The organism is Ruegeria sp. BHSB172 (assembly GCF_059613165.1).
This window is the reverse complement of the sequence record NZ_JBXWRZ010000011.1, coordinates 30,150-55,457: the sequence shown is the minus strand read 5'-3', so window position 1 is coordinate 55,457 and position 25,308 is coordinate 30,150. Positions and strand designations below refer to the sequence as shown.

Sequence of the window (25,308 nt, the reverse complement as noted above, 5' to 3'; positions counted from 1 at the left end):
AAAGCTCAAAGGCTGGCGTCCAGCGCGGCGACGATCGCGTCGCCCATCTCGGTGGTCGACACCGGCTGCACGCCCTCTTCGGCCAGCAGATCGGCGGTACGGACACCATCGGCCAGCACCTTCTCGATGGCGGCTTCCAGACGGTCGGCCTCGGCCCCCTGATCGAAGGAATAGCGCAGCGCCATGGCAAAGCTCAGGATGCAGGCGATCGGGTTGGCCTTGCCCTGCCCAGCAATGTCGGGGGCCGAGCCGTGGACGGGCTCGTACAACGCCTTGGGCCGGCCGTTGGCCATGGGCGCCCCCAGCGAGGCCGAAGGCAGCATGCCCAGCGACCCGGTCAGCATCGCCGCGCAGTCCGAAAGGATGTCGCCGAACAGGTTGTCGGTCAGGATCACGTCGAACTGCTTGGGCGCGCGCACCAGCTGCATGGCGCCGTTGTCGGCATACATGTGGCTCAGCTCGACCTCGGGGTAATCCTTGCCCACGCGGGTCACCACCTCGCGCCACAGGATGCCCGATTCCATCACGTTGGCCTTTTCCATCGAGCACAGCTTCTTGTTGCGGCGCATCGCCAGCTCAAAAGCCGAACGCGCGACCCGCTCGATCTCGGATTCGGTGTAGCGCTGGGTGTTGATGCCCACGCGTTCATTGCCTTCCTCGAAGATGCCGCGCGGCTCGCCGAAATAGACGCCCGAGGTCAACTCGCGCACGATCATGATGTCGAGGCCGGCGACCACGTCCTTTTTCAGCGACGAGAAATCGGCCAGCGCGTCAAAGCACTGGGCCGGGCGCAGGTTCGAGTACAGGTCCATCTCCTTGCGCAGGCGCAGCAGGCCGCGCTCGGGCTTCACGCTGAAATCCAGATCGTCGTATTTCGGGCCGCCTACGGCGCCCAGCAGAACCGCGTCGACCTCTTGCGCCTTGGCCATCGTCTCATCCGCCAGAGGAACGCCGTGCTTGTCATAGGCGGCACCGCCGACCAGATCCTCGCTCACGTCGAATTTCAGATCGCGCCTGGCGCCGAACCAGTCGATGATCTTGCGCACTTCGGTCATCACTTCGGGGCCGATTCCGTCTCCGGGCAGGATGAGGAGCGAGGGGTTGGACATGAGCGGTCTCCTTGCGTTTTTCAGAACCGGGCCTAGCGTTTGCGGGGCATATGGTCAATGAGGCGTTCCGACCGTTTTGCCCGGGTATCACGCGTCATGCGGGCGCAGGTCGGCAAGGGTGGGCGGCACGTCAGTCGGTACCGGCCTGCCGGTCCTGCGCGCCCGATCCGGTCAGGTCGACCCAGACCAGCCGGTGCCGGCTTGCCGCCCGGGCCGCGGGATGGGGCTGACCGTCCGCTCCGGTCCAGAACACGCCGGCATCTTCGACCACCCAATCCGCCGATGGCAGCACATAGTCGACGCGGCGGTCTCCGACGGTTTTCCAGGTGACGGTCGTGTCTGCGCCGGTTGCATCTGTCGGTCGCGGATCCTGAACCAACGGGTTGGTCAGCAGGGCACGCAGGGCCTCGGTGTGGCCTTCCCCGCGCTCGGGGTCCAGATTGGCATCTCCGGCGATTACGAAGCGGTGGGTCGGCGCCGGCCCCAGATCGCCCCGCAGAAGAACGGACCAGAACCGGATTTCATCGCGGTTGCGCAGGCCGTTGCGGTCCTCGGGGCCGTCAAAGACAGGCGGGGTGGCGTGGAAGGTCATGAGGGTCAACCGGCCCTGCGGCGTATCGATCGGAACGACCCAATGCGCGGTCGAGGAGAGCCGTTGGACCGACTGCGCCTGCTGCGAGGGAAACGGGGCGCCGTCCCGGCTGGGAAGCGTTGCGTCCGGCAGATCCTTCCACAGCAGGGTCGAGTAGTCTGCGATCTGACTTTCGATGATCGGATACCGGGACAGGACGGCAATTCCCCCATTGCCGGTGAAACGCCCCCAGCCCTGCGCGTCGCCCGGCCCGCCAAGCCTGCTGTCTCCGTCCAGGTCGAGGTTGGACATCAGCCCCGAATTGGGCTGACGGGCGAACTGATAGGGATAATCCAGACCCGCAGCCGCCAGCAGATCGGTCAGCGCCGACAGAGCCAGGTTGTCATGGTCCCAGTCCACCCCCTGCAGGGCGACGATATCCGGCGCCGTGGCTAGCAAAACATCGACGACGGCGCGGACCTGCGGTGTCTCCTTGCGGATGTCTCGCAGCATCAACCCCGGCCCATCGCGCTGCAACTCGGTGTTGAAGCTGGCCACGCGCAGGGGGTCGGCCTGGGCCGCAAAAGGCAGCAGCGCCAGAACCAGAATGCGGATCATGCGGTCTGGGTGGCCTCGGAGGTGGAATAGGCGCGCCGCTTTTCGACGATCAGCCCGGCGATTCGCAGCGTGGCGATGCCGCGCATGATTATGCTGGCGGGCAGGAAGGCCCAAGCGCTCATGGTCCAGATCAGGGTCTGCGGATTCGCTAGCGTCAGCGGATCGATGACATTGGTCAGCAGCTTGATCAGCGCAGGGATAAGGAACGGCAGCAGGATGCCGATCGAAATGTTCAGGCGCCCGTCGCGCTGCAGGCGGGTCACCACGTCTCCGCCCTTGGTCGGGTCGAACAGGGGCAGATTGGTCCAGACGTTGAAGGCCCCGTTCCCCGTGGGCCATCCCCGGACCTTGACCGCATAGACGAAGCTGGCGATCGTCACCAGCGCCGCGACATAGGCGACGCTTGCGGTGATGCGGACCAGTTCGGTCAGCATTGCGCTGGCCTCGGCCGGCAGCATCAGGACCACCAGGCGGACCGGTGAATAGGGGAAGTCGACGACATTGGCCACGGCCAGGCCCACGGAATAGGCGGCGCTGGTCAGATCCGTTGGCGTGTAGACGTTCTTGCAGATCAGGGTCAGGACCGACACCATCGACATCAGCCCGACGAACCTCAGCCGGTTGACGGGCGGCGCGTCGCGGAACTCGATGAAGCTGGGGAAGGCCGAGTTGTATTCGGCAAAGGTCAGGATGAATGCCAGGATGGCGACAAAGACGACAACTTCGGTACCGTTGGTGGCCGAGACCGGCAGATACAGCGCGGGGGTCAGCACCAGAAGCGCTACTAAAATCCCACGAACTGCCGCCCCTGTTGTGCGTGCAATCACTATCCGAACCCTTTCCAAACCGGACCCGTCGTTTCTTTGCCGACTCAATTCCAACTTGTGCCCGCCCATTCCCAAGTGGCGGATGCCGATTGGCGCCATCATCAGCGACAAGCGGCATTTTGCTCAAGCCGATGGGCAGGAAACAGGTGATTTCAGGCAAAATGATGGCGAAACTGGTGCGGCTTTGCATCAATTGCGCCGCAGAATCGTCGCTGGTTCGTCGGGTGTGACTACATGTTGTGGTTGCTTGGCCGTCAACCCCTAAGACGCGAACGGGGCCGCCGTGGCGACCCCGTCTGGTTGAGTATCGGCAGATTCGCCGCCCGCGTCACGTCCAGGGGCGGGCCTGGCTGACCTGGGATTCAAACTGGTCGATGTGGTGCGCCTTCTCCATCGTCAGGCCGATATCGTCCAAGCCGTTCAGCAGGCAGTGCTTGCGGTGCGGGTCGATGTCGAAGGTGATCTCGACCCCGTCCGAGGTGACGATCTTCTGCTCTTCGAGGTCCACGGTCATGCGGGCGTTTTCGCCCTTGTGGGCATCTTCCATCAGGATGGCATGATGTTCGTCCTCGACCACGATCGGCAAGATGCCGTTCTTGAAGCAGTTGTTAAAGAAGATGTCGGCGAAGCTGGTCGAGATGATGACCTTGATGCCGAAATCCTTGATCGCCCAAGGCGCGTGTTCGCGCGACGAGCCGCAGCCGAAATTGTCGCCGGCCACCAGGATCTCGGCGTTGCGATAGGCGGGTTTGTTCAGAACGAACTCTTCGTTCTCTCGCCCGTCATCGTGATAGCGCATCTCGTCGAACAGCACGACGCCCAGGCCCGAACGTTTGATCGTTTTCAAGTGCACTTTGGGGATGATCATATCGGTGTCGATATTGATCAGGGGCATGGGGGCGGCCACGCCGTGGACTTTTTCAAACTTTTCCATGTTCACACTCCTGCGGGAGAGGCCCGGCCCCATGCCCCGCGTTTCAAGCTTGTTTCGCTTCCGTCGTTTCGTTGCCGGCGTTCTTGACGAAGAACGCCATGAAGATCAGGCCGAACCCGTTGAACAGCATCTCGATGCCCAAAAGGATTCCCAGCAGGCTGAGCGCCAGTCCGACCGAGGCATTGGCCATGATGTAGGCGGCCAGCGCCAGGGACAGCAGGCCGGAAATGAGCGTGGGCCAGAAATACTGCGTGCCGCGCATCTGGAACGACAGGATGATCCGGGCGAGACCGCCGGCGATGAAAAGGATCATCACCACCGTGGCCAGCGTCAGCACGCCCTGCAGCGGATGGGCCAGAAAGGACCAGCCCAGAAATAGCATCACGGCGCCCATGATGAAGGCCAGGATCTTGTTTCCGGTGCCTTCCACCGAGAACCCGCCCACGACCTGAAGCACGCCCGAGATCAGCAGCAGTGCGCCGGTGACCACGGTCACCGCCACCGATGCCACGATGGGCGCACCCAGAACGAAGATGCCGAACACAATCGACAGCAGCCCCATCAGGAGCCATTTGACCCAATCACTCATTTCATTCTCTCCCTCAAAAAATCAATGATGAGGGAAGCTTACATCAATTCGCGCACATCTGTCAGCTTTCCAGTGATTGCTGCGGCGGCAGCCATGGCCGGGCTGAGAAGATGGGTGCGCCCGCCGCGGCCCTGGCGGCCCTCGAAATTGCGGTTCGAGGTCGCAGCGCAGCGCTCGCCGGGCTGCAGCTGGTCGGGGTTCATCGCCAGGCACATCGAACAGCCCGCAAGGCGCCATTCGAACCCGGCCTGCTTGAAGATCTCGGCGATGCCTTCCTCTTCGGCCTGCGCGCGGACGAGGCCCGAGCCGGGTACGACCATGGCGCGGATGCCGTCCTTGATCTTCTTGCCTTTCAGGATCTCGGCGGCGGCGCGCAGGTCTTCGATCCGGCCGTTGGTGCAGGAACCGATGAAGACCGTGTCGATCTCGATGTCGCTCAGCTTCTGGCCCGGCTTAAGGCCCATGTATTCGATCGAACGGCGCGCGGCCTCGACCTTGCCGCCCTCGAAATCCTCGGGGTTGGGTACGGTGGCGGTAATCGGCAGAACGTCTTCGGGGCTGGTGCCCCAGGTGACCACGGGGGCGATGTCCTCGCCGCGAATGGTGACGACCTTATCCCAATGGGCGTCGTCATCGGAATAGAGCGTCTTCCACCAGGCCAGAGCGGCCTCCCACTGCGCGCCCTTCGGGGCGTGCGGGCGGCCTTTGACGTATTCGAATGTCTTTTCGTCCGGCGCGATCAGGCCGGCCCGTGCGCCACCCTCGATGGCCATATTGCAGACGGTCATACGGCCTTCCATCGACAGGTCGCGTATCGCCTCGCCGCAATATTCGATCACATAACCGGTGCCGCCGGCGGTGCCGGTTTCGCCGATCACAGCCAGGGTGATGTCCTTGGCGGTCACGCCCGGCTGCAGTTTGCCGGTAATCTCGACCTTCATGTTCTTGGATTTCTTCTGGATCAGCGTCTGAGTGGCCAGAACATGCTCGACCTCGGAGGTGCCGATGCCGTGGGCCAGCGCGCCGAAAGCGCCGTGAGTGGCGGTGTGGCTGTCGCCGCAGACCACGGTCATGCCCGGCAGGGTCCAGCCCTGTTCGGGGCCCACGATGTGAACGATGCCCTGACGAATGTCATTCACCGGGTAGTAGTGAATGCCGAAATCGCGGGCGTTCTTGTCCAGCGCTTCGACCTGGATGCGCGATTCGGGGTTTTCGATCCCGTTCACGCGATCGGGTGTGGTGGGCACGTTATGGTCCGGCACGGCGATCGTTTTTTCCGGCGCACGCACCTTGCGGCCTGCCATGCGCAGGCCTTCGAACGCCTGCGGGCTGGTCACTTCGTGCACCAGGTGGCGGTCGATATAAAGAAGGCAGGTACCATCGTCGGCTTCGTGCACGACATGGGCATCCCAGATCTTGTCATAGAGTGTTTTGGGGGACATCGGTCCTCTCCCGTCTGTATTGAGAAATGCTGGCGAGTGGCTGGGCGCCGATTATAGGCGGGCCAGAACCGTGCGGGCGGCCCCGAAGAACCGTTCACGCAGGCGCGCGCGGTCTTGCAGGTTGGGAGCAGGGGCCTGATTTAATCTCATGCGATCCAGATATATCGCGAGCGCCTGTCAATCAAGGTTCAATCCAGTGGCCGCCAAGTGCCTTGCATACCGGCGCATAGCTGGTCAATCTGGCAGGCAGGAGGCGCGATTGGACAACGACTTGATCCCCCGCTCGATTTCCGAGCTGTTCGATACAATGGTCGAGGCATTCCTGCTTCAGTTCGGAGCACTGATCGAGCTGATCGTGACCCCGGGATGGCGTCAGTATCAATTGTTGATCGTGCTGCTTCTGGTGGCCGCATCCTTTGTTCTGAAGGCCGCCACACTTGGCAGATGGGAAACATGGGCAAGGGCGCGAAGCGGCTGGCCCAAATGGCGGCTACGGACTCTGGTCCAGTTCATGCGGCGCCTGACATTGGTCTATTTCGTGCTTCTGTCCTGGAGCGTCTACCTGGTGATGCAGCAGGTCACATGGCCGTCGCGAAGCTATATCATCGGCGTTCTGGCAACGCTGGCAACCGCGTGGCTGGTCATTGCGCTGCTGTCGCATCTTGTACGCAACCGCACGATCCGGCGCATCTTTCGCTGGTCGATGTGGGTCTATGCTACGCTGGTGGCACTGAGCCTGACCGACGACGTGGCCGAGTTTCTGGACGGGGTCGCGATCACGATCGGAGAGATGCACATCTCGGTTCTCGGGATCCTCAAGGCAATCTTGCTGATTGGCACGTTGCTGGTTCTGGCTCGACTGGGCACCCGGGCGGCTGAACGGGGGCTGAAAAGCAACGACGACATCTCGCCCTCGATGCAGGTTCTGCTGGCCAAGGGCATCCAGGTGGCTCTGTACGGGCTGGTCTTTCTGGTCGGGATCCGCACGCTGGGCTTCGACCTGACCGGGATCGCGCTGCTGTCCGGCGCGGTGGGCGTGGGCATCGGTTTCGGCTTGCAGAAGGTGGTTTCGAACCTGATCTCGGGGATCATCATCCTGATGGACCGGTCGATCAAGCCGGGCGACGTGATCTCGCTGGGCGACACGTTCGGCTGGATCAACGCGCTGGGCGCTCGTTATGTCTCGGTCGTCACCCGCGACGGGCGCGAATACCTGATCCCGAACGAGGATCTGATTACCGGACAGGTGGTGAACTGGTCCCATTCCGACGAGTTCGTCCGGCTGGATCTGACCTTCGGCACCAGCTATGGCGACGATCCGCACACGGTGCGCGAGACCGCCGTGCGGACGGTGAAAACGGTCAAGCGCGTGCTGAGCGGCGGCAAGCACGAACCGGTCTGCCACATCACCGGATTCGGCGACAGCAGCGTCAACTACGTGTTGCGGTTCTGGATCCGCGACCCGACCGCCGGCCTGACCAACATCCGCGGCAATGTCTATCTGGCGCTGTGGGACGCGTTCAAGGCCGAGGGCATCTCGATCCCCTTCCCGCAGCGCGAGGTGCGCCTTCTGGGCCAGGGGCAGACCGGCGTGGTTGCGCAACAAATCGACACGGAGTGATCACGCCTGTGCGCACACGGCCCGCGATTCATTGAATTGTTGCAATCGGCTTGCTACCTTATTACTACCCCGGCGCCGGGGTTTGGCGGCGCTTTATCAAGGAGGACCATGTCCTGTCTCTGCATACACAGGCGGGTTTGCCCGCCGACGATCGGGCCACGGTGATGGCCCAGTCTCAGCCAATCAGCGAAAAGCTGCTTGAGCGCGTTCTTTCCTCTCTTTCCGACGACAAGGCCGAAGACGTCGTGCAGATCGATCTGCGCGGAAAATCCTCGGTGGCCGACTACATGGTCATCGCGTCGGGCCGGTCGACTCGACAGGTGTCGGCGATGTCGGAAAAGCTGACGGATCGCATAAAGCAGGAATTCGGGTTCACCTCGAAGGTCGAAGGCAAGGATGCCGGCGACTGGGTACTGATCGATACGGGCGATGTGATCGTCCATATCTTCCGCCCCGAAGTGCGCGAATTCTACCAGCTGGAAAAGATGTGGCTGCCTCAGGGCGGTAGCGCCTCGGCCAACTGAGGCGCCATCCCGGCCCGTATTGAAGGGTCGGCGGCGAGAGCGACATGCGTATCAGCATTTGTGCGGTCGGGCGATTGCGCGCCGGACCGGAAAAAACCCTGCTTGACGACTATCTGACCCGTTTCGACCGGACCGGCCGCGGCCTGGGTTTGGGGCCTGCGCGCGTGATCGAGGTCGAAGACAAGAAGAATGCCGGTATGGGCGCCGAGGCCGCCTTGCTGCGCAAGGCGCTGCCCGGCGGGGCGGTGATCTGCACATTGGACGAGCGAGGAAAGGTGATGTCGTCACCCGATTTCGCGCAGAAGCTGGCCGGGTGGCGTGACATGGGCCGGCAGGATCTGGCCTTTGTCATCGGCGGCGCCGACGGGATCGACCCGGAGCTACGGGCCGAAGCCGATTTCTCGATCTCTTTCGGCGCGATGGTCTGGCCGCATATGCTGGTCCGGGTGATGCTGTCCGAACAACTCTATCGTGCCGCGACGATCCTGTCGGGCGGCCCGTATCATCGGGCCTGACCGCTGTGGCCCGTCTACTGATCGTCTACCATTCGCGCACCGGCGGCAGCCGACAGATGGCCGAGGCGGCCGCACAGGCGGCCAGCGCCGAGGCCGAGGTCAGCCTGAAGCCCGCCGCGCAGGCGGGGTCCGACGATCTGTTGGCGGCCGACGGATACGTCTTTTGCGCGCCCGAGAACCTGGCAGCGCTGTCAGGCGTCATGAAGGATTTCTTCGACCGCTGCTACTACCCGGTTCTGGGCAGGATCGAGGGGCGGCCCTATGCGCAGATGATCTGCGCCGGGTCCGACGGTCAGAACGCGGCGCGGCAACTGGCGCGCATCGCCACCGGTTGGCGCCTGAAAGAGGTGCAGCCGCCCCTCATTGTCTGCACCCATGCCCAGACGCCCGAGGCGATATTGGCGGAAAAGACCATCCCCGAGGATGAACTGGACAAATGCCGCGAGATCGGCGCGGCGCTTGGCGCCGGGCTGTCGCTGGGCGTATTCTGACGATTATTCCAACATTACAAGCGTGGTGTCCGCGTTCCAGCCATCGACACTGCACCGGGCCTGGACCTGGACCTGGTTCGCGCCTTCGGGGATCGCGACCCCGCCCAGCGACCGGGTAAAGGGCTGCTCGGTCTCGTGCGGGTGATGCAGCACTCGCATCCCCAACTCGGTCCCGTCCATTGCCAGAACGCGCCAGCCATCGGCATAGTGGTCCCACCCGGTATCGGGATGGCGGATGGTCACGTCGAATCGCCAGGTCTCGCCCGTGCGCGTCGCGGTGACATTTTCGACCGTCGGCGGGTCGGCGAGGGCCGGGGCGGCCAGAAACAGGCAGAGGATCAGGTGTCGCATCTCGCCAGTCTAGGGTCTGATCGGGCGGGGCGCGATCACGTCTGCGTGTCCGGCGGCAGGCTCAGCAGGATCGCGCGGGAATGCGAGGCAAACTCGCGCCGGTACAGGACTCCCAGCGTCAGAAGCGTGCCGATGATCAGCGCGATCGGGCCCAGGATCCAGGCCAGCGAAGCCAGCGCGAAATAGGTGGCACGCAGGGCGCGGTTGAAGCTGCGCGCGGCGGTCACGCAGATCTCGGCTGCCTGCGCCGCGCGGGGATAGGCCTGCGGATCCTCGGGGTCGTTCGGCACCGCCGCCATCAGCACCGCGCAGTAGCCGAACAACCGGTGCGCCCAGACGTATTTCAGAAAGGCATTCGACAAAAACAGCAGCACGGTCAGGATCTTGACCTCCCACACCATGGCCGGCGCGCTGCCGATGGCCAGATCCTTGGCGACACCCGACAGCCGCTCGGTATTGCCCAGAAGGGCCAGCCCGCCCCCGATGGCGATCATTGTGGTCGAGGCAAAGAACGTGCTGCCCTGACGCATCGTGCCCACGACCTGGGCGTCGAACATGCGGGGCTGGCGGGTCACCATTTCGCGCATCCAGCAGCGGCGGAATTCGTCCATCATCACCGCAACCGAGCGTTTGCCGGGCGCGGGGTTCTCGATCCGCCAGCCGATCCATTGCCAGGCGATCAGCAACAACAGGACGGCGGCGTAGTCCAGAGGCGAAAACAGCAGGGCGCGGTCGGTCAATGTCATGGCGCGACAGTACGTCCGACGAAGGCAACTTGCCAGATGCAGAAATTGGTAATATTATTTTACCAAACTGGAGGACCCGCCATGGACATGCCAAAGCCCAACCCCGACGTTCTGGCCCGCAAGGCTAACGTGCTTGCCCGTCTGCGGCAGGTCCTGCCCGAAGATGCCATCATCGCGGACCCGGCCGAAACCCGCGCCTATGAGTGCGACGCCCTGACCGCTTACAAATGCGCGCCGATGATCGCGGTTCTGCCGTCCTCGACGCAGGAGGTCTCGGACATTCTGCGCATCTGCCATGACGAAGGCGTGCCGGTCGTGCCGCGCGGGGCTGGGACCTCGCTGGCCGGTGGGGCGCTGCCCACCGCCGATTGCGTGATCCTGGGCGTGGCCCGCATGAACGAGGTGCTTGAAGTCGACTATGGCAACCGCTTCATCCGCGTGCAGACCGGCCGCACCAATCTGAGCGTCACCGGCGCGGTCGAGGAGCAGGATTTCTTCTATGCGCCCGATCCGTCGTCGCAGCTGGCCTGCGCCATCGCGGGCAATATCGCGATGAATTCGGGCGGCGCGCATTGCCTGAAATACGGCGTGACCACCAACAACCTGTTGGGCGTGACCATGGTGCTGATGGATGGCCGCGTGGTCGAGATCGGCGGCGCGCATCTGGATTGCGGCGGGCTGGACCTGTTGGGCGTGATCTGCGGTTCGGAAGGGCAGCTGGGGGTCGTCACCGAGGCGACGCTGCGCATCCTGCGCAAGCCCGAGGGCGCGCGCCCGGTCCTGATGGGTTTTGATGACAATGCGGTGGCGGGCGAATGCGTTTCGGACATTATCAAGTCGGGTATCCTGCCCGTGGCGATCGAGTTCATGGACCGGCTGTGCATCGAGGCCTGCGAGAACTTTGCCCATGCCGGCTATCCGAACTGCGAGGCGCTGCTGATCGTCGAGGTCGAGGGCTCTGACGCCGAGATCGACAGCCAGTTGGCCAAGATCATCGAGATCGCCAAACGCCACAACCCGGTCGAGCTGCGCGAAAGCCAGTCGGCCGAGGAAAGCGCCCGCATCTGGCTGGGTCGGAAATCGGCCTTTGGTGCGATGGGGCAGATCAATGACTATATGTGCCTGGACGGCACGATCCCGGTGTCGGCCCTGCCGGAGGTGCTGCGCCGCATCGGCGAACTGAGCAAGGAATTCGGGCTGGCGGTCGGCAACGTGTTCCATGCCGGCGACGGCAACATGCACCCGCTGATCCTGTTCGATGCGAACAAGCCCGGCGATCTGGAAAAATGCGAGGCCTTCGGGGCCGAGATCCTGAAACTGTGCGTGGATGCCGGCGGCTGCCTGACCGGCGAGCATGGGGTGGGCATCGAGAAGCGCGACCTGATGCATCATCAATACGCGCCTCAGGACCTTGAGGCGCAGATGGCCGTCAAGGACGTGTTCGACCCGAAATGGCTGCTGAACCCCGCCAAGGTGTTCCCGCTGGATGCCAGCGCGGACCGACGCGTCGTGCCGATGGCGGCGGAATGAATCCCAAGACAGAACGGACCTCGCAATGAGACCTGAATCAGAGTCTGAACTGGCCGAAATCGTGACCGGCCTGAACGAACCGATACGCGTTCTCGGTGGCGGCACGCGCGGTGTGACCAGCCCCGACCGGGTGCTGGGCACCGAGGGGCTGCGCGGGATCACCCTTTACGAGCCGGGGGCGCTGACGCTTGTGGCGCAGGCCGGAACGCCGCTGGCCGAGATCGAGGCGGCATTGGAGGCAGAAGGTCAGCAACTGGCATTCGAGCCGATGGACCATCGCGGCCTGCTGGGGTCCTCGGGCGCGCCCACGATCGGCGGTGTCGTGGCCGCCAACGCCTCGGGGCCGCGCCGGATCCAGGCCGGGGCTTGCCGCGATTTCCTGTTGGGCGTCCGCTTTGTCGACGGGCGAGGGCAGATCATCAAGAATGGCGGCCGGGTGATGAAGAACGTCACCGGCTATGACCTGGTCAAGCTGATGGCCGGGTCCTGGGGCACGCTGGGCGTGCTGACCGAGGTGTCGCTGAAGGTGCTGCCCAAACCCGAGGCCAGCGCGACGCTGGCCGTACCCGCTAAGGACGCCGCGACTGCGGTTCGCATCCTGTCTGAGGCGCTGAAATCACCCTTTGAGGTCACCGGAGCAGCCTATGATCCGCAGCAGCAGCGCGCCTTGATCCGGATCGAGGGGTTTGCGGAATCGGTCTCGTATCGCACCGGGCGCCTGCAGGACCTGCTGGGCCAGTTCGGCGCGGTTGATTTGGTCGAGCCATCGGCCGAGCTGTGGCAGAGGATCCGCGATGCGGTCGATTTTGCCGACACGCTAGGCGATGTCTGGCGGATCTCGGTCAAACCCGGGGATGCGCCCGAAATCGCCGCGCGGGCCGAGGCTGATCGGACCTTGTTCGACTGGGGCGGGGGGCTGATCTGGGCGCTGGTGCCCGCAGGCACCGACCTGCGCGCGCGCATCGGCGCGTTTTCCGGCCACGCCACGCTGGTGCGGGCCGGGGCCGATACTTTTGCCCGGCTAGGCCGGTTTCAGCCGGAACCGCAGGGCATTGCGGCTCTGACACAGGGGATTCGACAGAAATTCGACCCGCGCGGCATGTTCAACCCCGGGCTGATGGGATAGGGCGATGCAGACCACATTCACCGAAGACCAGTTGAAAGACCCCGGCACCCGCCGCGCAAACGAGATTTTGCGCAACTGCGTGCATTGCGGGTTCTGCACCGCCACCTGCCCGACCTATCAGGTGTTGGGCGACGAATTGGACAGCCCCCGCGGGCGCATCTACCTGATCAAGGACATGCTGGAAAACGAGCGTGTGCCGGATGAAAAGACCGTCAAGCATATCGATCGCTGCCTGTCCTGCCTGGCCTGCATGACGACCTGCCCGTCGGGCGTGCATTACATGCATCTGGTCGATCACGCCCGCGAGTATATCGAAAACCGGTACAAGCGACCCTTCTCGGACCGGGCGTTGCGGTGGGTTCTGGCACGGATCCTGCCCTATCCGATGCGGTTCCGCTGGGCGCTGATCGGGGCCAAGCTGGGGCGGCCGTTCCGCTTTCTGATGCCCGACGCGCGCCTGAAGGCGATGCTGGACATGGCGCCGAAACACATCCCGCCGGTCAGCCGCAATGACGACCCCCAAAGCTTTGCGCCCAAGGGGCAGGCGATCAAACGCGTGGCTCTAATGACGGGCTGTGCGCAAAAGGCGCTGAACACCGACATCAACGATGCCACGATCCGCCTGCTGACCCGGCTGGGCTGCGAGGTCGTTGTGGCCGAGGGCGCCGGCTGTTGCGGGGCGTTGACCCATCACATGGGCAAGACCCGCGAAAGCCATGACACCGCCGCCGCAAATATCCGCGCATGGACGCGCGAGATGGACGGCAAGGGATTGGATGCGATCGTCATCAACACCTCGGGCTGCGGCACCACCGTCAAGGATTACGGGCACATGTTCCGCAACGACCCGCTGGCCGAGGACGCGGCGCGGGTGTCGGGCATTGCCATGGATGTCAGCGAAATCCTGATGCAGCTGGACTTGCCGCAGGGCGACGACAAGGGGCTGACGGTGGCCTATCACGCGGCCTGCTCGCTGCAACACGGGCAGCAGATCAAAACCTATCCCAAGGATCTGCTGAAAAAGGCGGGGTTCACGGTGGTCGAACCCGCCGACAGCCACCTGTGCTGTGGCAGCGCGGGCACCTACAACCTGATGCAGCCCGAGATCTCGGCCAAGCTGAAACAGCGCAAGGTGCGCACGTTGGAGGCCAAGAACCCCGATCTGATCGCGGCCGGGAACATCGGTTGCATGATGCAGATCGGGTCGGGCACCCGACTGCCCATCGTGCACACGGTCGAGCTGTTGGACTGGGCCACGGGCGGGCCTCGGCCTCCCGCGCTGAACCGGGCCGGACAGCCTGCGGATACGGTGCCGATCCTGCGGTGAGCGGGCCTGGTGCGTCGGCGCATCAGTCGATGGAGGAATCGCCGTGGCTCGGCCCTGCCCTATTTTCGCCAAACGCGGCGCGTACCACCATGGCCCGAAACCAAACAGCCGGAGAACCGCGTGCGCAGATGGATAAGGGCGATTGCGCTGTGTGTCTTGCCGATGGCGGCCATGGCGCAGGATACCGGGCTGCAAAGCCTCGAGACCTCGGAGGCGGGGCGCGACTGGATGGCGGTCGGGCGGCTGGACATCGACGGCACCGGGTTCTGCACCGGTGCGCTGATTTCCCCGACTCTTGTCCTGACTGCGGCGCATTGCCTGTTCGACAAGGCCACGCGCCAACGTATCGACCCGTCGCGAATCGAGTTTCTGGCCGGTTGGCGGCGGGGGCGCGCCTCGGCCTATCGTGCGGCGCGGCAGGCGGTAATCCACCCCGATTATGACTATGACGGCAGGGCCACCGTCACCCGTGTGCGCCATGACATCGCGCTGATCGAGCTGTGGCAGCCCATCCGCAACACCGCTGTCATTCCGTTCGAGACCGGGTATCGCCCGTCGCGCGGCGAGGACGTCGGTGTCGTGTCCTATGCGCATGACCGCGCCGAGGCCCCCTCGCTGCAGGAGGTCTGCTCGGTCATGGCGCGGCAATCCGGGGTTCTGGTGATGTCCTGCGATGTGGATTTCGGCGCCTCGGGGGCGCCGATCTTTTCCTTCTCGGGCGATCACCCACGCATCGTGTCGGTCGTTTCAGCCAAGGCAGAACTGGAAGGAAAGCGCGTGGCGCTGGGCACGGCGTTGGAAGAGTCGCTCGAGGTATTGCAGGCCGAACTGTCCGCGGGGCGGGGCTTTGGCCTGTCGGGCAGCGCGGCGGGCGCGGGCAAGAACCTGGGCGCAAGGTTCGTGCGGCCATGATCGGGGCGATTTTCAGGGCAGCGCTTTGCCTGGGTGTCCTGGCAGGCGCCGCGCTGGCCCAGGACAGCGGCAAACGCCGCCTGACCGACCGCGACGACCTGTACGGCTGGGAGGCGATCGGGCGCCTGGATATCGGAACCCGGTCGTTCTGCACCGGAACCTTGATCGCGCAGGATCTGGTGCTGACCGCAGCCCACTGCGCGATGGACCGAACCACCGGGCAGCCCTATGCGCCGGGCGAGGTCACGTTTCGCGCGGGCCTCAGCAATGGCCACGCGCTGGCCGAACGCAAGGTGGTGCAGATCGCCGCGCATCCCGATTATGACCCCAAGGCGGGCCTGTCGCCGGAAAGCGTGCGCGCCGACGTGGCCCTGATGCGGCTGGAAGAGCCCATCCCCTATGGCATCGCCAACCCCTTTGCCCTGCACAGCGGCCGGGTGGCCGGAAACGAGATCAGCATCGCATCCTATGGCCGGGGCCGGTCCGAGGCGATCACGCGCGAGCGGTCCTGCCGGATCCTCGAGCGGCGGCAGGGCTTGATCACCTTCAACTGCGACATCACCTTCGGATCGTCCGGGTCGGCCATTCTGGCCCGCAACGGGCCGCGCTGGCAGATCCTGTCGGTCGTTTCGGCCGTGGGCAACGACGGTCGGGGCAAGATCGGCTTTGGAATGGAATTGTCGGGGATCGTGACGGACCTGAAGGCGATCCTGCGGCGTGATGCGCCGCAGCCCAAGGCCTCGATCAAGCGGCTGCAGGTCGGCTCGGGCAAATCCGGCTCGGGCGCGAAATTCATCCGCCCGGGCGGGTCTTGAACCGCGCCGAACCGCTTCCCATCTCATGTCTGGCGGGCCGCCATATCGGGGCCCGTTGAACATCACCGCCCGTCCGGATGGAGGGCAAATCGTAGATCGCTCTGACATGAGGATGACGACAATGCGCAGTTTTGATTTTGCACCGTTGCATCGTGCAACCATCGGCTTTGATCAGATCGCCGATATCATGGACCGGGTTCTGACCAGCGAAGTGTCACAACCCAGCTATCCCCCCTACAACATCGAAAAGACCGATGCCGACACCTATCGCATCTCGCTGGCCGTCGCCGGTTTTGGCGAAGATGACCTGTCGGTCGAAGTGAAGGAAAACGCGTTGGTCGTGGCCGGCAAGAAGGCCGCTGACGACAAGGAGCGTACCTATCTGCACCGTGGCATCGCCACCCGTGCCTTCGAACGCCGTTTCGCCTTGGCCGATCATGTCCGCGTAACCGGCGCCAGCCTGGAAAACGGTATGCTGCATATCGACCTGAAACGCGAGGTGCCGGAGGCGCTGAAGCCGCGCCGGATCGCGATCACCTCGGCCAAGGCCATCGAAAAGGACGTGGTCGACGCCAAGCCCGTGAACTGAGGCCGCTACGACCGATCCGATAATCGCTTCCTCCCTCGATTATCGCCAGCCCCGCGTTCCTTCGGAGCGTGGGGTTTTTCGATTGTCGGAAGAAAAAGGGCGCCGCCGGGCGCCCTTCGTGTCATGGCCGGTTCGGTCAGACCGCCATGCAGATATATTTCATCTCAAGATATTCGTCGATGCCGTGATGGCTGCCTTCACGGCCCAGGCCGGATTGCTTGACGCCGCCGAACGGCCCCAGTTCCGAGCTGATGATACCGGTGTTGATGCCGACGATGCCGTATTCCAGCGCCTCTGCCACCTTGTACACGCGGCTCAGATCCTTGGCGTAGAAATACGAGGCGAGGCCGAAGATCGTGTCATTGGCCATCGCGATCACCTCGTCCTCGTCCTCGAATTTGAACAGGGGCGCCAGCGGGCCAAACGTCTCTTCCTGCGCGACCTTCATGTCCTGGGTCACGTTGGTGATGATCGTGGGCTGAAAGAAGGTGCCGCCCAGATCGTGCGGCAGGCCACCGGTCAGGATCGCGCCGCCATTGGCCTTGGCGTCGGCGATGTGCTCCTGCACCTTTGCCACCGCCTCGTCGCTGATCAGCGGACCGGTCGTTGTTCCTTCGGACAGGCCGTCGCCGATTTTCAATGCCTCGACCGCGGCCTTGAGCTTGGCGGCAAAGGCGTCATAGACACCGGCCTGCACATAGATGCGGTTGGCGCAGACGCAGGTCTGGCCGTTGTTGCGGAACTTGCATAGCATCGCGCCTTCGACGGCGGCATCCAGATCGGCGTCGTCGAACACGATGAACGGTGCGTTGCCGCCCAGTTCCATCGAGCATTTCATGACCTGGTCCGCGGCCTGGCGCAGCAGGATCCGGCCCACCTCGGTCGAGCCGGTAAAGGTCAGCTTGCGCACACCGGGGTTCTCGCAGAACTCCTTGCCGATCTCGCTGGCCTGCGTCGAGGGGACCACGTTGAACACGCCCGCCGGAATGCCGGCCTGTTCGGCCAGCAGCGCAAGCACCAGCGCCGACAGGGGCGTTTCGGTGGCCGGGCGCGCGACAAAGGCGCAGCCGGCGGCCAGTGCCGGGCCTGCCTTGCGTGTTATCATCGCGTTGGGGAAGTTCCACGGCGTGATCGAGGCCGCCACCCCGATCGGCTGTTTCAGCACCATGATCCGTTTGTCGCGCTGATGGCCGGGGATGGTCTCGCCATAGACCCGCTTGGCCTCTTCGCCGAAGAATTCGATGAAAGAAGCGCCATAGGCGATCTCGCCCACCGCCTCGGCCAGGGGTTTGCCCTGTTCGGCGGTCAGTATCTTGCCAAGGTCCTCGGCGTTTTCCATCATCAGGTCGAACCACCGGCGCAGTATCGCGGCGCGTTCCTTGCCGGTCAGCTTGGCCCATTCCTTCTGTGCCGCCTCGGCCTGGGCGATTGCGCCAGCCACCTGGGCGCGGCTGACATCCGCGACTTCGGCGATCACGTCGCCGCGGGCAGGGTTGGTGACAACAAAGGTGCCGTTGTCACCATCGACCCATTTACCGCCGATATAGGCCTTGGTGACCAAAAGGTCGGGGTTCTTCAACAGCGATTTCAGGTCGGTCGTGGTGTCCAGCATGGGGCGGTCTCCGGCGCAGGGATAGGGTTTGCGCATACCCAAACAGGTGGCGCTGGTCATGTCTAGCGCCACCGGCACGAGTCGATCAATCCAGATTTGATCAAAAATACGAATTCAGTGCGGCGTGCGGAACCGCGAAATGCGGTGGACAATGCCGGATCGGGTGCTGCACAGTTCGTTCGGGAACCGAGGGGACAGGCGGCCTGGTGTCGGCACGGGTTGCGGGCGGGAAAGGGTGAAATGATCGGAGCTTTGCGCCTGTTTGTCGGTCTGCTCGTGGTACAGACGATTGCTTATACGGTGCTGTCGCTGTATGCGCGACGGGCCCGTCGACGCAAGCTTGAGGAAAGGTGGGACGAAAAGGGAAAGACGGGCGGCAAGGAGGCTTTCGTCGAACGTGGACTGAGGGCCTATGACAGGTCTTTCCGCCGCAAATTGATCCTCGGCGTCTATATTGTACCCTGGGTCGCCATCGCTGCCGTAATCTATGTCGTGAACTACTTGTGAGGTCTTGGGAATGGTCTATGCCAAATGGGCAATCATCGTGGTTTTTTGGGCCACTGTCGGCGCCATTCTTCACTACGCCCTGCCGCAGCATGACATCGTGCGCATCGTGAACACCTATGAAGAGCGGCAGGATCTGAACGATTGGACACGTATGTTCTGGTCCGAGCCAGAGGATCAATCTACCAACCTCTCGAGCAGGGATGTCCAGTTCATTCAGGCCGTGCGGGCGAACGGCAGGCCGATCGTCTACCGAAATGAGGACACAGGGTGGGGGTGGCCGCCCTATTTCAAGTTCGATACCGCGAACCTGTATACCGAAGCCAATGATGCGATTTCTTCAAAGGACGATCCGGAATGGGTCGTCGTGACCCACTACGGATGGCGGAACGAGTTTCTTACGATCTTTCCGAATGCCATCTCGATCAAAGATGTCGAAGGCCCCGACGTGCGGATCATCCCCTGGTTCAACATTGTCTTCCTGACAGTCTTCTTTGGCCTCGTTTGGGCAATCTGGGTACGCTGGCGGCGGTTCCGCGAAGCGCGGATAGACCCTTTGCTTGAGCAAGCCGAGGATGGGCTTTATGCCGTGGGCGACGCGATCGAGGAACGGCGTTCCGGCCTGCGTCGCTGGCGGGAGGGACGGAAATCGAAATAGGGTTCGATCAGTCCAGCGGTGTCGGCGCGACAGGAAAACCGGCAGAGTTCATCTGACAACGAATTCGGCATGGAGCGCGCCCGCGGCCTTGATCGTTTTCAGAATGTCGATCATGTCGCGCGGTGAAACGCCCAGCGCGTTCAGACCCGCGACCACCTCTGATAAAGTGGTCGCCTCGGGAATCTCGGCCAAGCTAGTGCCTTCCTCTTCCTCAAGCCCGGCAACGGTGCGCGGAACCACGACCGTCCGACCCTCGGCGAAGGGGTTGGGTTGAACGACAATCGGGGCCTCCTCGACCCGCAAGGTCAGGTTGCCCTGCGAGACGGCAACACGTGAAATGCGGACATCCTGCCCCATGACGATGGTTCCCGAACGCTGGTCCACGACGACCCGTGCCTTGGACTCGGGCTCGATCAGGATGTTTTCGATCTGACCGATCGCATGGGCGGTCGATGCGGCGCGGGTTTCGGCGATGCTCAGCTCGACGGTGCCGGAATCGCGCATGATCGCGACCGGGCGGTTGAACTCGCGGTTGATCGCCGCCTCGATGCGGCCGGCGGTCGTGAAGTCCGGCTCGCGAAGAGCAAGGCGCAGTTGCGTCAGGCCCGAGAGCTGGAAGTCGATTTCGCGTTCGACCCGGGCACCCGAGGGTATCACACCCGACGTCGGCACTCCTCGGGTGACGGATGCGGCCTCGCCCTCGGCCACGGCTCCACCGGCCAGCACCGTCCCCTGGGCCACCGCGTAGATCTGTCCGTCGGCGGCGTTCAGCGGGGTCATCACAAGGGTCCCGCCCAAAAGGCTTTTGGAATCGCCAATGGCCGAAACCGTGACATCGATCTGGCTTCCGACCCGCGAAAACGGGGGCAGTGTCGCGGTCACCAGAACCGCGGCCACGTTCTTTGGCCGAAAATCCTCGCCATTCACGTTGACGCCCAACCGTTCGAGAATGTTCGACATGATCTCTTCGGTGAACGGGGAATTGCGCAAACCGTCCCCGGTGCCGTTCAGCCCGACGACCAGGCCGTACCCCACCAGATCGTTGCCGCGCACTCCATCGAAATCGACCAGATCCTTGAGGCGCACGGCACCCGAGAATGCAACGGAAGGAAGCAGCATCAAAACAAAAGCCAGGAGTCTCATCTCAGGAAGTTCACCAGTGAAAGGTTTGAATTGCGGACGGTGACCGAATAGAGGCTCTCGAGCTGGAACTGGACGGTCTGCAACTTGGCGGCAGTTTCGTAAGGGTCCGCCGCCACGATTTCGTTTCTGGCGTACTCGAAACTGGTCTTGGCGGCCGAGTTGCGCGTCGCGGCTTGTTCGATCCGGGCCTCGACCGCGCCGACCTGGGCACGCATCGTCGTCGTATCGTCTTTTGCGTTGGCCAGATCGACCCCAAGTTCAGTGAACAAGGCGGTCTGCAGGGTCGGTGGCCAACCCAGGCTGGGATCCGAGGCCAACGCTGCCACCGCAACATCGCGCAAGGCATCGCGCATGGCTGGATCGTTTGCCGTAAACGGCAATTCGACCCTCTCGGTTTCCGAGACCTGCATCGGCGCCAATGTCGCATTCGACCCGCGGTACATGACCGCTTCGAAGCCGACTGGATCGTTGAACCAGGTCTGGGCGGCCTGGCGAATGTCGGCCAGAGTTGTCAAGCCGGCCAGTTGCGTGCGCAACGCGCTCAGAAGGGTTTCGGCTGATTCCAGCGGCGTCGCGTCCGTGGCGGTGCCGGCGAACAGGCTGCGCCCCCCGGCCCGCGTATTTAGCGCCGAGATCATGCTGTCCAGCTCATTGCGCGCCTGATCCGCGGCCTGGGCATGCGTCACGGCTTGGTTCGACGTGCCGAACGCCAGAAGAGACCCGGATACTTCGCCCAGCGAATCGCTGAATGTCGATAGGCTTAGCTGCATTGCGTCCGAGAACAGGCGGGCCTCGGAGGTGGCAATCGAGAAAGCGCCCAGCTGCGCGATCTTCCGGTCCAGATCCAGAAGGTGAGAATAGTCTCCGCCGAGCCGGCCGGAAACATCCGCCACTTGGCCGGTAGACATTTCGTAGGAAAGCGTTTCAATCTGCGACTTGATCTCGGTGCTGCGGGTCCTAAGGGTCAGGCCGCGCGCCAGATCGCCGATGGCATTCAATGTCATGTTCACATCCTCAGCAGCATTTCCATCAGTTCATCGACGACCGAGATGATCCGGGCGTTGGCGGCATAGGCCTGTTCGATCTGCATCATCCGCTGCAACTCGGCGTCGCTGTCCACGCCTTGTTCCGCGACCAACTGTTCCATCTGCTGGTGTAAGCTGGCCGCATAGGTCTGACGGGACTGGGCCGTTTGCGCATTCGTGCCGGCCTTGGACAGCAGCGCCTCGGACAGTTCGGCCGCGCGCAGATTGCCGGTGCCGAAATCCGGCGTGGAGACCGGGCGCGCCTGGTTCAGCGCTGCGCTGAAGGCCTGCAGTTGCGTGGCGTCGCCGGGATTGTTCGGGGCGGCGGCACCCAGACCCGCGCGCAGCTTCCAACTGTTCCCCCCTGCATCTGGATCGACCGCGGCGTTCAATTCAAGGCGCGAGGCCAATCCTGCGGGCGCGGTTGCGGAGTACCGGGCCCCGTCGTCAGTAAACAGGCCAGGATCGGTTGCTAGGGCCGTCGGGTCCAGGCCTGGCGTTTCGAAGCGTTCAATCAAGTCCTGAGCAACGGCGTCGAGTTGGGCCTGCGCTTCGATCGAAAGCTCGTCCCGGATCTGGAATTGAGCCATGAGAGCGCCGCCCCGAATCTGCGCGGTTTCGCCGCTGGTGCGGACCGGTTGCCCGTTCATCTCGAGGCCGGACAACAGCCCGTTGCCAATCGTCATGTGGGGTTTGGTGTCGCCCGTCGTCGTGAACGTGAACTCGGCTGCGCGCCCTTCCAGAAGGATCAGGCCTCCGTCCGAGTACAAGGACACGCGGTTGTTGTCCCGTGCCACCAAGTTCACGGGAATCAGCTCGTTGACCTGGTCGATCAGAACCTGCCGTCGGTCCAGAAGGCCATTGATGTCGCCGCCGGCGTTCTGAACGGCCGGAATACGGGCATTCAGGTCTTCGATGTCCTTCAGAGTGGCGTTCAGCGTATCGACATAGCTTCCGATCTTGCGGTCTGCATCGGATCGCATGTCCCGCAGCCCCTCTGACGCAGCGTTCAGAGCCCGGGCCAGATCGTCGCCGGCGCGCGCGACCTGATCCAACCGCTCGGCCGAGCCGGGATTGCTGGCCGCAGTGATCAGGCTGTTTTCGAAGCCGACCAGCCGCGCCGATACCGAGGCCGCGTCGCCGGGTTTGCCGACCAGCGTTTCAAAAGCAGCGTGAAAATCGGCGATGGCCGAATTCAGTGCCAGATCGGCATCCGCTGCCCTAAGATTGGCGGCCAGAACCGGGTCGTGGTGCCGGGTGACACCGACAACCTGCACCCCGTTTCCCGAGATTTGACTTGTGGCCAATTCCAGCGTTCGCTTGGCATAGCCGGGGGTCAGCGCGTTGGCGATATTGCCGGATACGACGGCGGCGCCACGGCTGGCCGCGCTCAGCCCGCCCAGGGCGTTGTTCAATGCCGTTGACATGCTCATGGGACCGCTCCTTTCAGGTGCTCAGGTCAGGCTCAGCGTTTGATGTTCGTGGTTTCCTGAAGCATCTCGTCCACGGTCTGGATCACCTTGGCGCTGGACGAATAGGCGCGTTGCGTCTGGATCATCGATGTCAGTTCGGTGGCGACATCGGTCGTCGATTCTTCACGGGCAAAGGAAATCAGTTCACCGGTCGGGCCCTCGCCCGCGTTCCAAAGGAAATAGGTGCCGCTTTCGCGCGAGGGGGCATAGGTCTGGCTGTCCAGCGCGGTCAGGCCGTTGGGGTTTGGAACATCCGCCAGCGGGATCTGGTACATCCGCCGCGTCACTCCTGTATCGTACAGCGCATAGACATAACCATTTTCGTCAACCTGCACGCTCGACATCGTGCCGACGGCGGAACCGTCGCGCGTGATCGAGACCGGGGCGAACGTGTCGGACAATTGCGTGATGCCGTCAGGGTCGCCGATCAGCCCGACATTGACCTCCATCGGCCCGCCCGCGACGTTGACCACGAAGCTTCCGGTCGCGGGGTCATAGGCCCCACCCGAAACCGCAGTGACGCTGGCCAGGGTTCCGCCTGCGGTGCGGCTGTCGGTGAAGGTCAGAACGTATTCTCCGATGATCGCCCCGCCCGAAGCCGAGTCCCGCAGGGTCATCGTCCATAGGTTGCTGGAGCCAGTGGTCGGGACGGTCGGCACAAGCTCGATATCCACGGTCTCGGGCTTGCCGAGGTTGTCGAAATATTCGACCGACAGGGGCTGTGGATCGCCGGGCGCACCAGCATCGGTGGCCGTTGCCGGCAGGTTCATGCGCAGGTTCATTTCGGTCGTTGGCGAGCCCGACAGCTGATTGACGCTCAGCTGCACCGGCTCCAGCGCGGCGGGCGTGTCGCGCGAGACGTTGGGGATCGAACCGTCGGGATTGGCCCGCCAGCCCAGCAGTACCAGCCCCGATTCGGTAACAAGGTAACCTTCGGCATTGGTCCGGAACGATCCGGTCGTGGTCAGCAGCATCTCGTTTGACGATGTGCCGATCTGAGAGCCGGACCGAACCGGCAGCATGCCGCGGCCCCGCACGGCCAGATCGGTGGAATTGTTGGTGGTTACGAGCGACCCGCGCTGGTCGATCAGGCGCTGGCTGGTCGTGCGCACGCCGCCGGCGGAATAGCTGCCGCCTTGTCCGGACGTGACCATGGAATGAAAATCCGTTTCAACCCGCTTGTATCCGTAGGTCGAGGAGTTGGCGATGTTGTCCGAAATGGTCGCAAGCCGGTTGGCATTGGCCTTCAATGCGGCCACGCCGGCATTCAGCGAAGAAGAAATTGTCATCGGCACGCCCTTCTGTTGCGTCTAATCTTTCCGCAACAGCTAACGCGCCGGGCCTTAACAGCGCGCTAACAGGTAAAATGCCACGCATCATTTCCGGTCATGGGTCGCGCAGGAACACGATCTCGATCCGGTCGTTTCGCGGGGCCATCGGGTTTTCGACGGCCAGTTCCCGGTCGGCATGGCCGGTCACGCGGTCCAGCCTGCGGGCATCGACACCATCGTCCTGCAGCAATTTGCGGACCGCCTGCGCGCGGGACGTGGAAAGATCCCACGCAGGATCCTGGGCCAGAACCACCGGAGCAGATCGGACATGGCCGTCCACCGCAATCGCATTGGTCACAAGATCCGAGGACCGCGCGACCAGCAGGATCAACGCGCGCATCATCTGCGTCGGCGTGTCGGTACCCGGTTCGAACAGCGGTTCGGACTCGGTCGCGAAAAGTTCGACGACCAGGCCTTCATCGGTGACCCGCGTCACGATGTGTTTGAGAGCCTTCTTCGAGACCAGGCTCTCACCGGCCCGGCCCAACAACTGCGCTTCGAGCGTCGAAAAATCCTCGAAGGCGCCGCGCCCGTCGCCAAGGGAATCGACCCCGGTCGATCCGCGGGCCCGTTTCGCTTCGGTCGGATTCTTGTTCGTTGCCCCGGAGCCATCCATCACCATGGTCTTCTCCGAAAACATGTTCTCGCCCCCGAAGGCGCCGTCGCCACCGCCCGACACCGGGTGCACCGGAATCGTCGGCGAGAAATAGTCCGCCAGTCCCTTGCGTTGTTTTTCGGTTGTTGCGTTCAGCAGCCACATCAACATGAAGAAGGCCATCATCGCCGTGACAAAGTCGGCATACGCGACTTTCCAGGCACCGCCATGGTGGCCATCGCCACCTGATGCGCGCTTCTTCTTGATGATGATCGGCGGCGCATTCGTTTGCGCACCCATCTCCACCACCCTTTTTCACCCAGTGTTCAGA

Annotated in this window: 27 protein-coding genes; 12 read left to right on the top strand and 15 right to left on the bottom strand. The window is 63.3% G+C overall.

Annotated elements, in window-relative coordinates; genetic code table 11:
• Positions 1-5: 5 nt before the first annotated feature.
• The 7 genes from leuB to AC2FM3_RS08255 form a co-directional block, all read right to left on the bottom strand.
• On the bottom strand, positions 6-1,109 hold the full coding sequence (gene leuB, locus AC2FM3_RS08285; protein ID WP_496680539.1) for a 3-isopropylmalate dehydrogenase: 1,104 nt from the start codon (positions 1,107-1,109) through the stop codon (positions 6-8).
• A 130-nt stretch (positions 1,110-1,239) separates the two neighbouring features.
• The gene (locus AC2FM3_RS08280; protein ID WP_496680537.1) at positions 1,240-2,298 is read right to left on the bottom strand and encodes an endonuclease/exonuclease/phosphatase family protein; all 1,059 of its coding nucleotides are present in this window, start codon (positions 2,296-2,298) and stop codon (positions 1,240-1,242) included.
• The gene (locus tag AC2FM3_RS08275) at positions 2,295-3,125 is read right to left on the bottom strand and encodes a hypothetical protein (RefSeq protein ID WP_496680535.1); all 831 of its coding nucleotides are present in this window, start codon (positions 3,123-3,125) and stop codon (positions 2,295-2,297) included. Before AC2FM3_RS08275 ends, AC2FM3_RS08280 begins: the two co-directional genes overlap by 4 nt.
• A gap of 328 nt (positions 3,126-3,453) precedes the next feature.
• The gene (gene leuD, locus AC2FM3_RS08270; protein WP_496680533.1) at positions 3,454-4,059 is read right to left on the bottom strand and encodes a 3-isopropylmalate dehydratase small subunit; all 606 of its coding nucleotides are present in this window, start codon (positions 4,057-4,059) and stop codon (positions 3,454-3,456) included.
• Between the two features lie 43 nt (positions 4,060-4,102).
• Positions 4,103-4,648: an HdeD family acid-resistance protein gene (locus AC2FM3_RS08265; RefSeq protein WP_496680532.1), complete on the bottom strand. Its 546-nt coding sequence runs from the start codon at positions 4,646-4,648 to the stop codon at positions 4,103-4,105.
• A 38-nt stretch (positions 4,649-4,686) separates the two neighbouring features.
• On the bottom strand, positions 4,687-6,090 hold the full coding sequence (gene leuC, locus AC2FM3_RS08260) for a 3-isopropylmalate dehydratase large subunit (protein WP_496680531.1): 1,404 nt from the start codon (positions 6,088-6,090) through the stop codon (positions 4,687-4,689).
• 51 nt (positions 6,091-6,141) lie between these two features.
• Positions 6,142-6,240 (bottom strand): isopropylmalate isomerase, encoded by a 99-nt coding sequence (locus AC2FM3_RS08255; protein ID WP_496680530.1) that lies wholly within the window; start codon positions 6,238-6,240, stop codon positions 6,142-6,144.
• 157 nt (positions 6,241-6,397) lie between these two features.
• On the opposite strand from AC2FM3_RS08255, the gene AC2FM3_RS08250 reads away from it, so the two are divergent.
• The 4 genes from AC2FM3_RS08250 to AC2FM3_RS08235 all read left to right on the top strand — a co-directional run bounded on the left by AC2FM3_RS08250 (position 6,398) and on the right by AC2FM3_RS08235 (position 9,241).
• Entirely contained in the window at positions 6,398-7,711 is a 1,314-nt protein-coding gene (locus tag AC2FM3_RS08250) for a mechanosensitive ion channel family protein (RefSeq protein WP_496680584.1), read from the top strand.
• 164 nt (positions 7,712-7,875) lie between these two features.
• A complete protein-coding gene (rsfS, locus tag AC2FM3_RS08245; RefSeq protein ID WP_149775947.1) occupies positions 7,876-8,235 on the top strand; it encodes a ribosome silencing factor in 360 nt (119 codons plus the stop codon).
• A 44-nt stretch (positions 8,236-8,279) separates the two neighbouring features.
• A complete protein-coding gene (gene rlmH / locus AC2FM3_RS08240; RefSeq protein WP_496680528.1) occupies positions 8,280-8,750 on the top strand; it encodes a 23S rRNA (pseudouridine(1915)-N(3))-methyltransferase RlmH in 471 nt (156 codons plus the stop codon).
• Between the two features lie 5 nt (positions 8,751-8,755).
• On the top strand, positions 8,756-9,241 hold the full coding sequence (locus AC2FM3_RS08235) for a flavodoxin family protein (RefSeq protein WP_496680527.1): 486 nt from the start codon (positions 8,756-8,758) through the stop codon (positions 9,239-9,241).
• Positions 9,242-9,244: 3 nt separating this feature from the next.
• On the opposite strand, the gene AC2FM3_RS08230 is transcribed toward AC2FM3_RS08235, so the two are convergent.
• Positions 9,245-9,592 (bottom strand): hypothetical protein, encoded by a 348-nt coding sequence (locus tag AC2FM3_RS08230; protein ID WP_496680526.1) that lies wholly within the window; start codon positions 9,590-9,592, stop codon positions 9,245-9,247.
• A 35-nt stretch (positions 9,593-9,627) separates the two neighbouring features.
• The gene (locus AC2FM3_RS08225; protein WP_496680525.1) at positions 9,628-10,338 is read right to left on the bottom strand and encodes a DUF599 domain-containing protein; all 711 of its coding nucleotides are present in this window, start codon (positions 10,336-10,338) and stop codon (positions 9,628-9,630) included.
• A gap of 81 nt (positions 10,339-10,419) precedes the next feature.
• Between AC2FM3_RS08225 and AC2FM3_RS08220 the strand changes: the two genes are divergently transcribed.
• The 6 genes from AC2FM3_RS08220 (at position 10,420) to AC2FM3_RS08195 (ending at position 16,637) form a co-directional block, all read left to right on the top strand.
• Positions 10,420-11,868: an FAD-linked oxidase C-terminal domain-containing protein gene (locus AC2FM3_RS08220; RefSeq protein ID WP_496680524.1), complete on the top strand. Its 1,449-nt coding sequence runs from the start codon at positions 10,420-10,422 to the stop codon at positions 11,866-11,868.
• Positions 11,869-11,893: 25 nt separating this feature from the next.
• Positions 11,894-12,994, top strand: a complete 1,101-nt coding sequence (locus tag AC2FM3_RS08215; protein ID WP_496680523.1) for an FAD-binding protein — start codon at positions 11,894-11,896, stop codon at positions 12,992-12,994.
• A 4-nt stretch (positions 12,995-12,998) separates the two neighbouring features.
• The gene (gene glcF / locus AC2FM3_RS08210; RefSeq protein WP_496680521.1) at positions 12,999-14,321 is read left to right on the top strand and encodes a glycolate oxidase subunit GlcF; all 1,323 of its coding nucleotides are present in this window, start codon (positions 12,999-13,001) and stop codon (positions 14,319-14,321) included.
• 120 nt (positions 14,322-14,441) lie between these two features.
• Positions 14,442-15,233: a trypsin-like serine peptidase gene (locus AC2FM3_RS08205; protein WP_496680520.1), complete on the top strand. Its 792-nt coding sequence runs from the start codon at positions 14,442-14,444 to the stop codon at positions 15,231-15,233.
• Complete coding sequence (locus AC2FM3_RS08200) at positions 15,230-16,048, top strand: trypsin-like serine peptidase (protein WP_496680518.1); 819 nt, start codon at positions 15,230-15,232, stop codon at positions 16,046-16,048. The genes AC2FM3_RS08205 and AC2FM3_RS08200 overlap by 4 nt, the downstream gene beginning before the upstream one ends.
• A 121-nt stretch (positions 16,049-16,169) precedes the next feature.
• Positions 16,170-16,637, top strand: coding sequence for an Hsp20 family protein (locus AC2FM3_RS08195; RefSeq protein WP_005979400.1), 468 nt, complete (start codon positions 16,170-16,172; stop codon positions 16,635-16,637).
• A gap of 136 nt (positions 16,638-16,773) precedes the next feature.
• On the opposite strand, the gene AC2FM3_RS08190 is transcribed toward AC2FM3_RS08195, so the two are convergent.
• The gene (locus AC2FM3_RS08190; protein ID WP_496680583.1) at positions 16,774-18,249 is read right to left on the bottom strand and encodes an NAD-dependent succinate-semialdehyde dehydrogenase; all 1,476 of its coding nucleotides are present in this window, start codon (positions 18,247-18,249) and stop codon (positions 16,774-16,776) included.
• A gap of 240 nt (positions 18,250-18,489) precedes the next feature.
• Here AC2FM3_RS08190 and AC2FM3_RS08185 point away from each other — a divergent pair, with 240 nt between their 5' ends.
• The gene (locus tag AC2FM3_RS08185; protein ID WP_496680516.1) at positions 18,490-18,756 is read left to right on the top strand and encodes a hypothetical protein; all 267 of its coding nucleotides are present in this window, start codon (positions 18,490-18,492) and stop codon (positions 18,754-18,756) included.
• A 10-nt stretch (positions 18,757-18,766) separates the two neighbouring features.
• The gene (locus tag AC2FM3_RS08180; protein ID WP_496680515.1) at positions 18,767-19,411 is read left to right on the top strand and encodes a DUF1523 family protein; all 645 of its coding nucleotides are present in this window, start codon (positions 18,767-18,769) and stop codon (positions 19,409-19,411) included.
• 48 nt (positions 19,412-19,459) lie between these two features.
• Here the strand turns inward: AC2FM3_RS08180 and AC2FM3_RS08175 are convergent, their stop codons facing one another.
• The 5 genes from AC2FM3_RS08175 to AC2FM3_RS08155 all read right to left on the bottom strand — a co-directional run bounded on the left by AC2FM3_RS08175 (position 19,460) and on the right by AC2FM3_RS08155 (position 25,277).
• The gene (locus AC2FM3_RS08175) at positions 19,460-20,554 is read right to left on the bottom strand and encodes a flagellar basal body P-ring protein FlgI (protein ID WP_496680513.1); all 1,095 of its coding nucleotides are present in this window, start codon (positions 20,552-20,554) and stop codon (positions 19,460-19,462) included.
• Complete coding sequence (locus AC2FM3_RS08170) at positions 20,551-21,558, bottom strand: flagellin (RefSeq protein WP_496680511.1); 1,008 nt, start codon at positions 21,556-21,558, stop codon at positions 20,551-20,553. Before AC2FM3_RS08170 ends, AC2FM3_RS08175 begins: the two co-directional genes overlap by 4 nt.
• Before the next feature lie 2 nt (positions 21,559-21,560).
• Positions 21,561-23,012 (bottom strand): flagellar hook-associated protein FlgK, encoded by a 1,452-nt coding sequence (gene flgK, locus AC2FM3_RS08165; RefSeq protein WP_496680509.1) that lies wholly within the window; start codon positions 23,010-23,012, stop codon positions 21,561-21,563.
• Positions 23,013-23,044: 32 nt separating this feature from the next.
• Entirely contained in the window at positions 23,045-24,340 is a 1,296-nt protein-coding gene (locus AC2FM3_RS08160; RefSeq protein WP_496680507.1) for a flagellar hook protein FlgE, read from the bottom strand.
• Positions 24,341-24,437: 97 nt separating this feature from the next.
• Positions 24,438-25,277, bottom strand: a complete 840-nt coding sequence (locus AC2FM3_RS08155; protein ID WP_496680505.1) for a flagellar motor protein MotB — start codon at positions 25,275-25,277, stop codon at positions 24,438-24,440.
• Positions 25,278-25,308: the final 31 nt, after the last annotated feature.

What these genes read in the sequence shown, in the direction of transcription:
- leuB (WP_496680539.1), bottom strand. Translation starts at nt 1,109, where the DNA reads ATGTCCAACCCCTCGCTCCTCATCCTGCCCGGAGACGGAATCGGCCCC.
- AC2FM3_RS08280 (WP_496680537.1), bottom strand. Translation starts at nt 2,298, where the DNA reads ATGATCCGCATTCTGGTTCTGGCGCTGCTGCCTTTTGCGGCCCAGGCC.
- leuD (WP_496680533.1), bottom strand. Translation starts at nt 4,059, where the DNA reads ATGGAAAAGTTTGAAAAAGTCCACGGCGTGGCCGCCCCCATGCCCCTG.
- AC2FM3_RS08265 (WP_496680532.1), bottom strand. Translation starts at nt 4,648, where the DNA reads ATGAGTGATTGGGTCAAATGGCTCCTGATGGGGCTGCTGTCGATTGTG.
- leuC (WP_496680531.1), bottom strand. Translation starts at nt 6,090, where the DNA reads ATGTCCCCCAAAACACTCTATGACAAGATCTGGGATGCCCATGTCGTG.
- AC2FM3_RS08255 (WP_496680530.1), bottom strand. Translation starts at nt 6,240, where the DNA reads ATGAGATTAAATCAGGCCCCTGCTCCCAACCTGCAAGACCGCGCGCGC.
- AC2FM3_RS08250 (WP_496680584.1), top strand. Translation starts at nt 6,398, where the DNA reads ATGGTCGAGGCATTCCTGCTTCAGTTCGGAGCACTGATCGAGCTGATC.
- rsfS (WP_149775947.1), top strand. Translation starts at nt 7,876, where the DNA reads ATGGCCCAGTCTCAGCCAATCAGCGAAAAGCTGCTTGAGCGCGTTCTT.
- rlmH (WP_496680528.1), top strand. Translation starts at nt 8,280, where the DNA reads ATGCGTATCAGCATTTGTGCGGTCGGGCGATTGCGCGCCGGACCGGAA.
- AC2FM3_RS08230 (WP_496680526.1), bottom strand. Translation starts at nt 9,592, where the DNA reads ATGCGACACCTGATCCTCTGCCTGTTTCTGGCCGCCCCGGCCCTCGCC.
- AC2FM3_RS08225 (WP_496680525.1), bottom strand. Translation starts at nt 10,338, where the DNA reads ATGACATTGACCGACCGCGCCCTGCTGTTTTCGCCTCTGGACTACGCC.
- AC2FM3_RS08220 (WP_496680524.1), top strand. Translation starts at nt 10,420, where the DNA reads ATGGACATGCCAAAGCCCAACCCCGACGTTCTGGCCCGCAAGGCTAAC.
- AC2FM3_RS08215 (WP_496680523.1), top strand. Translation starts at nt 11,894, where the DNA reads ATGAGACCTGAATCAGAGTCTGAACTGGCCGAAATCGTGACCGGCCTG.
- glcF (WP_496680521.1), top strand. Translation starts at nt 12,999, where the DNA reads ATGCAGACCACATTCACCGAAGACCAGTTGAAAGACCCCGGCACCCGC.
- AC2FM3_RS08200 (WP_496680518.1), top strand. Translation starts at nt 15,230, where the DNA reads ATGATCGGGGCGATTTTCAGGGCAGCGCTTTGCCTGGGTGTCCTGGCA.
- AC2FM3_RS08195 (WP_005979400.1), top strand. Translation starts at nt 16,170, where the DNA reads ATGCGCAGTTTTGATTTTGCACCGTTGCATCGTGCAACCATCGGCTTT.
- AC2FM3_RS08190 (WP_496680583.1), bottom strand. Translation starts at nt 18,249, where the DNA reads ATGCTGGACACCACGACCGACCTGAAATCGCTGTTGAAGAACCCCGAC.
- AC2FM3_RS08185 (WP_496680516.1), top strand. Translation starts at nt 18,490, where the DNA reads ATGATCGGAGCTTTGCGCCTGTTTGTCGGTCTGCTCGTGGTACAGACG.
- AC2FM3_RS08180 (WP_496680515.1), top strand. Translation starts at nt 18,767, where the DNA reads ATGGTCTATGCCAAATGGGCAATCATCGTGGTTTTTTGGGCCACTGTC.
- AC2FM3_RS08175 (WP_496680513.1), bottom strand. Translation starts at nt 20,554, where the DNA reads ATGAGACTCCTGGCTTTTGTTTTGATGCTGCTTCCTTCCGTTGCATTC.
- AC2FM3_RS08170 (WP_496680511.1), bottom strand. Translation starts at nt 21,558, where the DNA reads ATGACATTGAATGCCATCGGCGATCTGGCGCGCGGCCTGACCCTTAGG.
- flgK (WP_496680509.1), bottom strand. Translation starts at nt 23,012, where the DNA reads ATGAGCATGTCAACGGCATTGAACAACGCCCTGGGCGGGCTGAGCGCG.
- AC2FM3_RS08160 (WP_496680507.1), bottom strand. Translation starts at nt 24,340, where the DNA reads ATGACAATTTCTTCTTCGCTGAATGCCGGCGTGGCCGCATTGAAGGCC.
- AC2FM3_RS08155 (WP_496680505.1), bottom strand. Translation starts at nt 25,277, where the DNA reads ATGGGTGCGCAAACGAATGCGCCGCCGATCATCATCAAGAAGAAGCGC.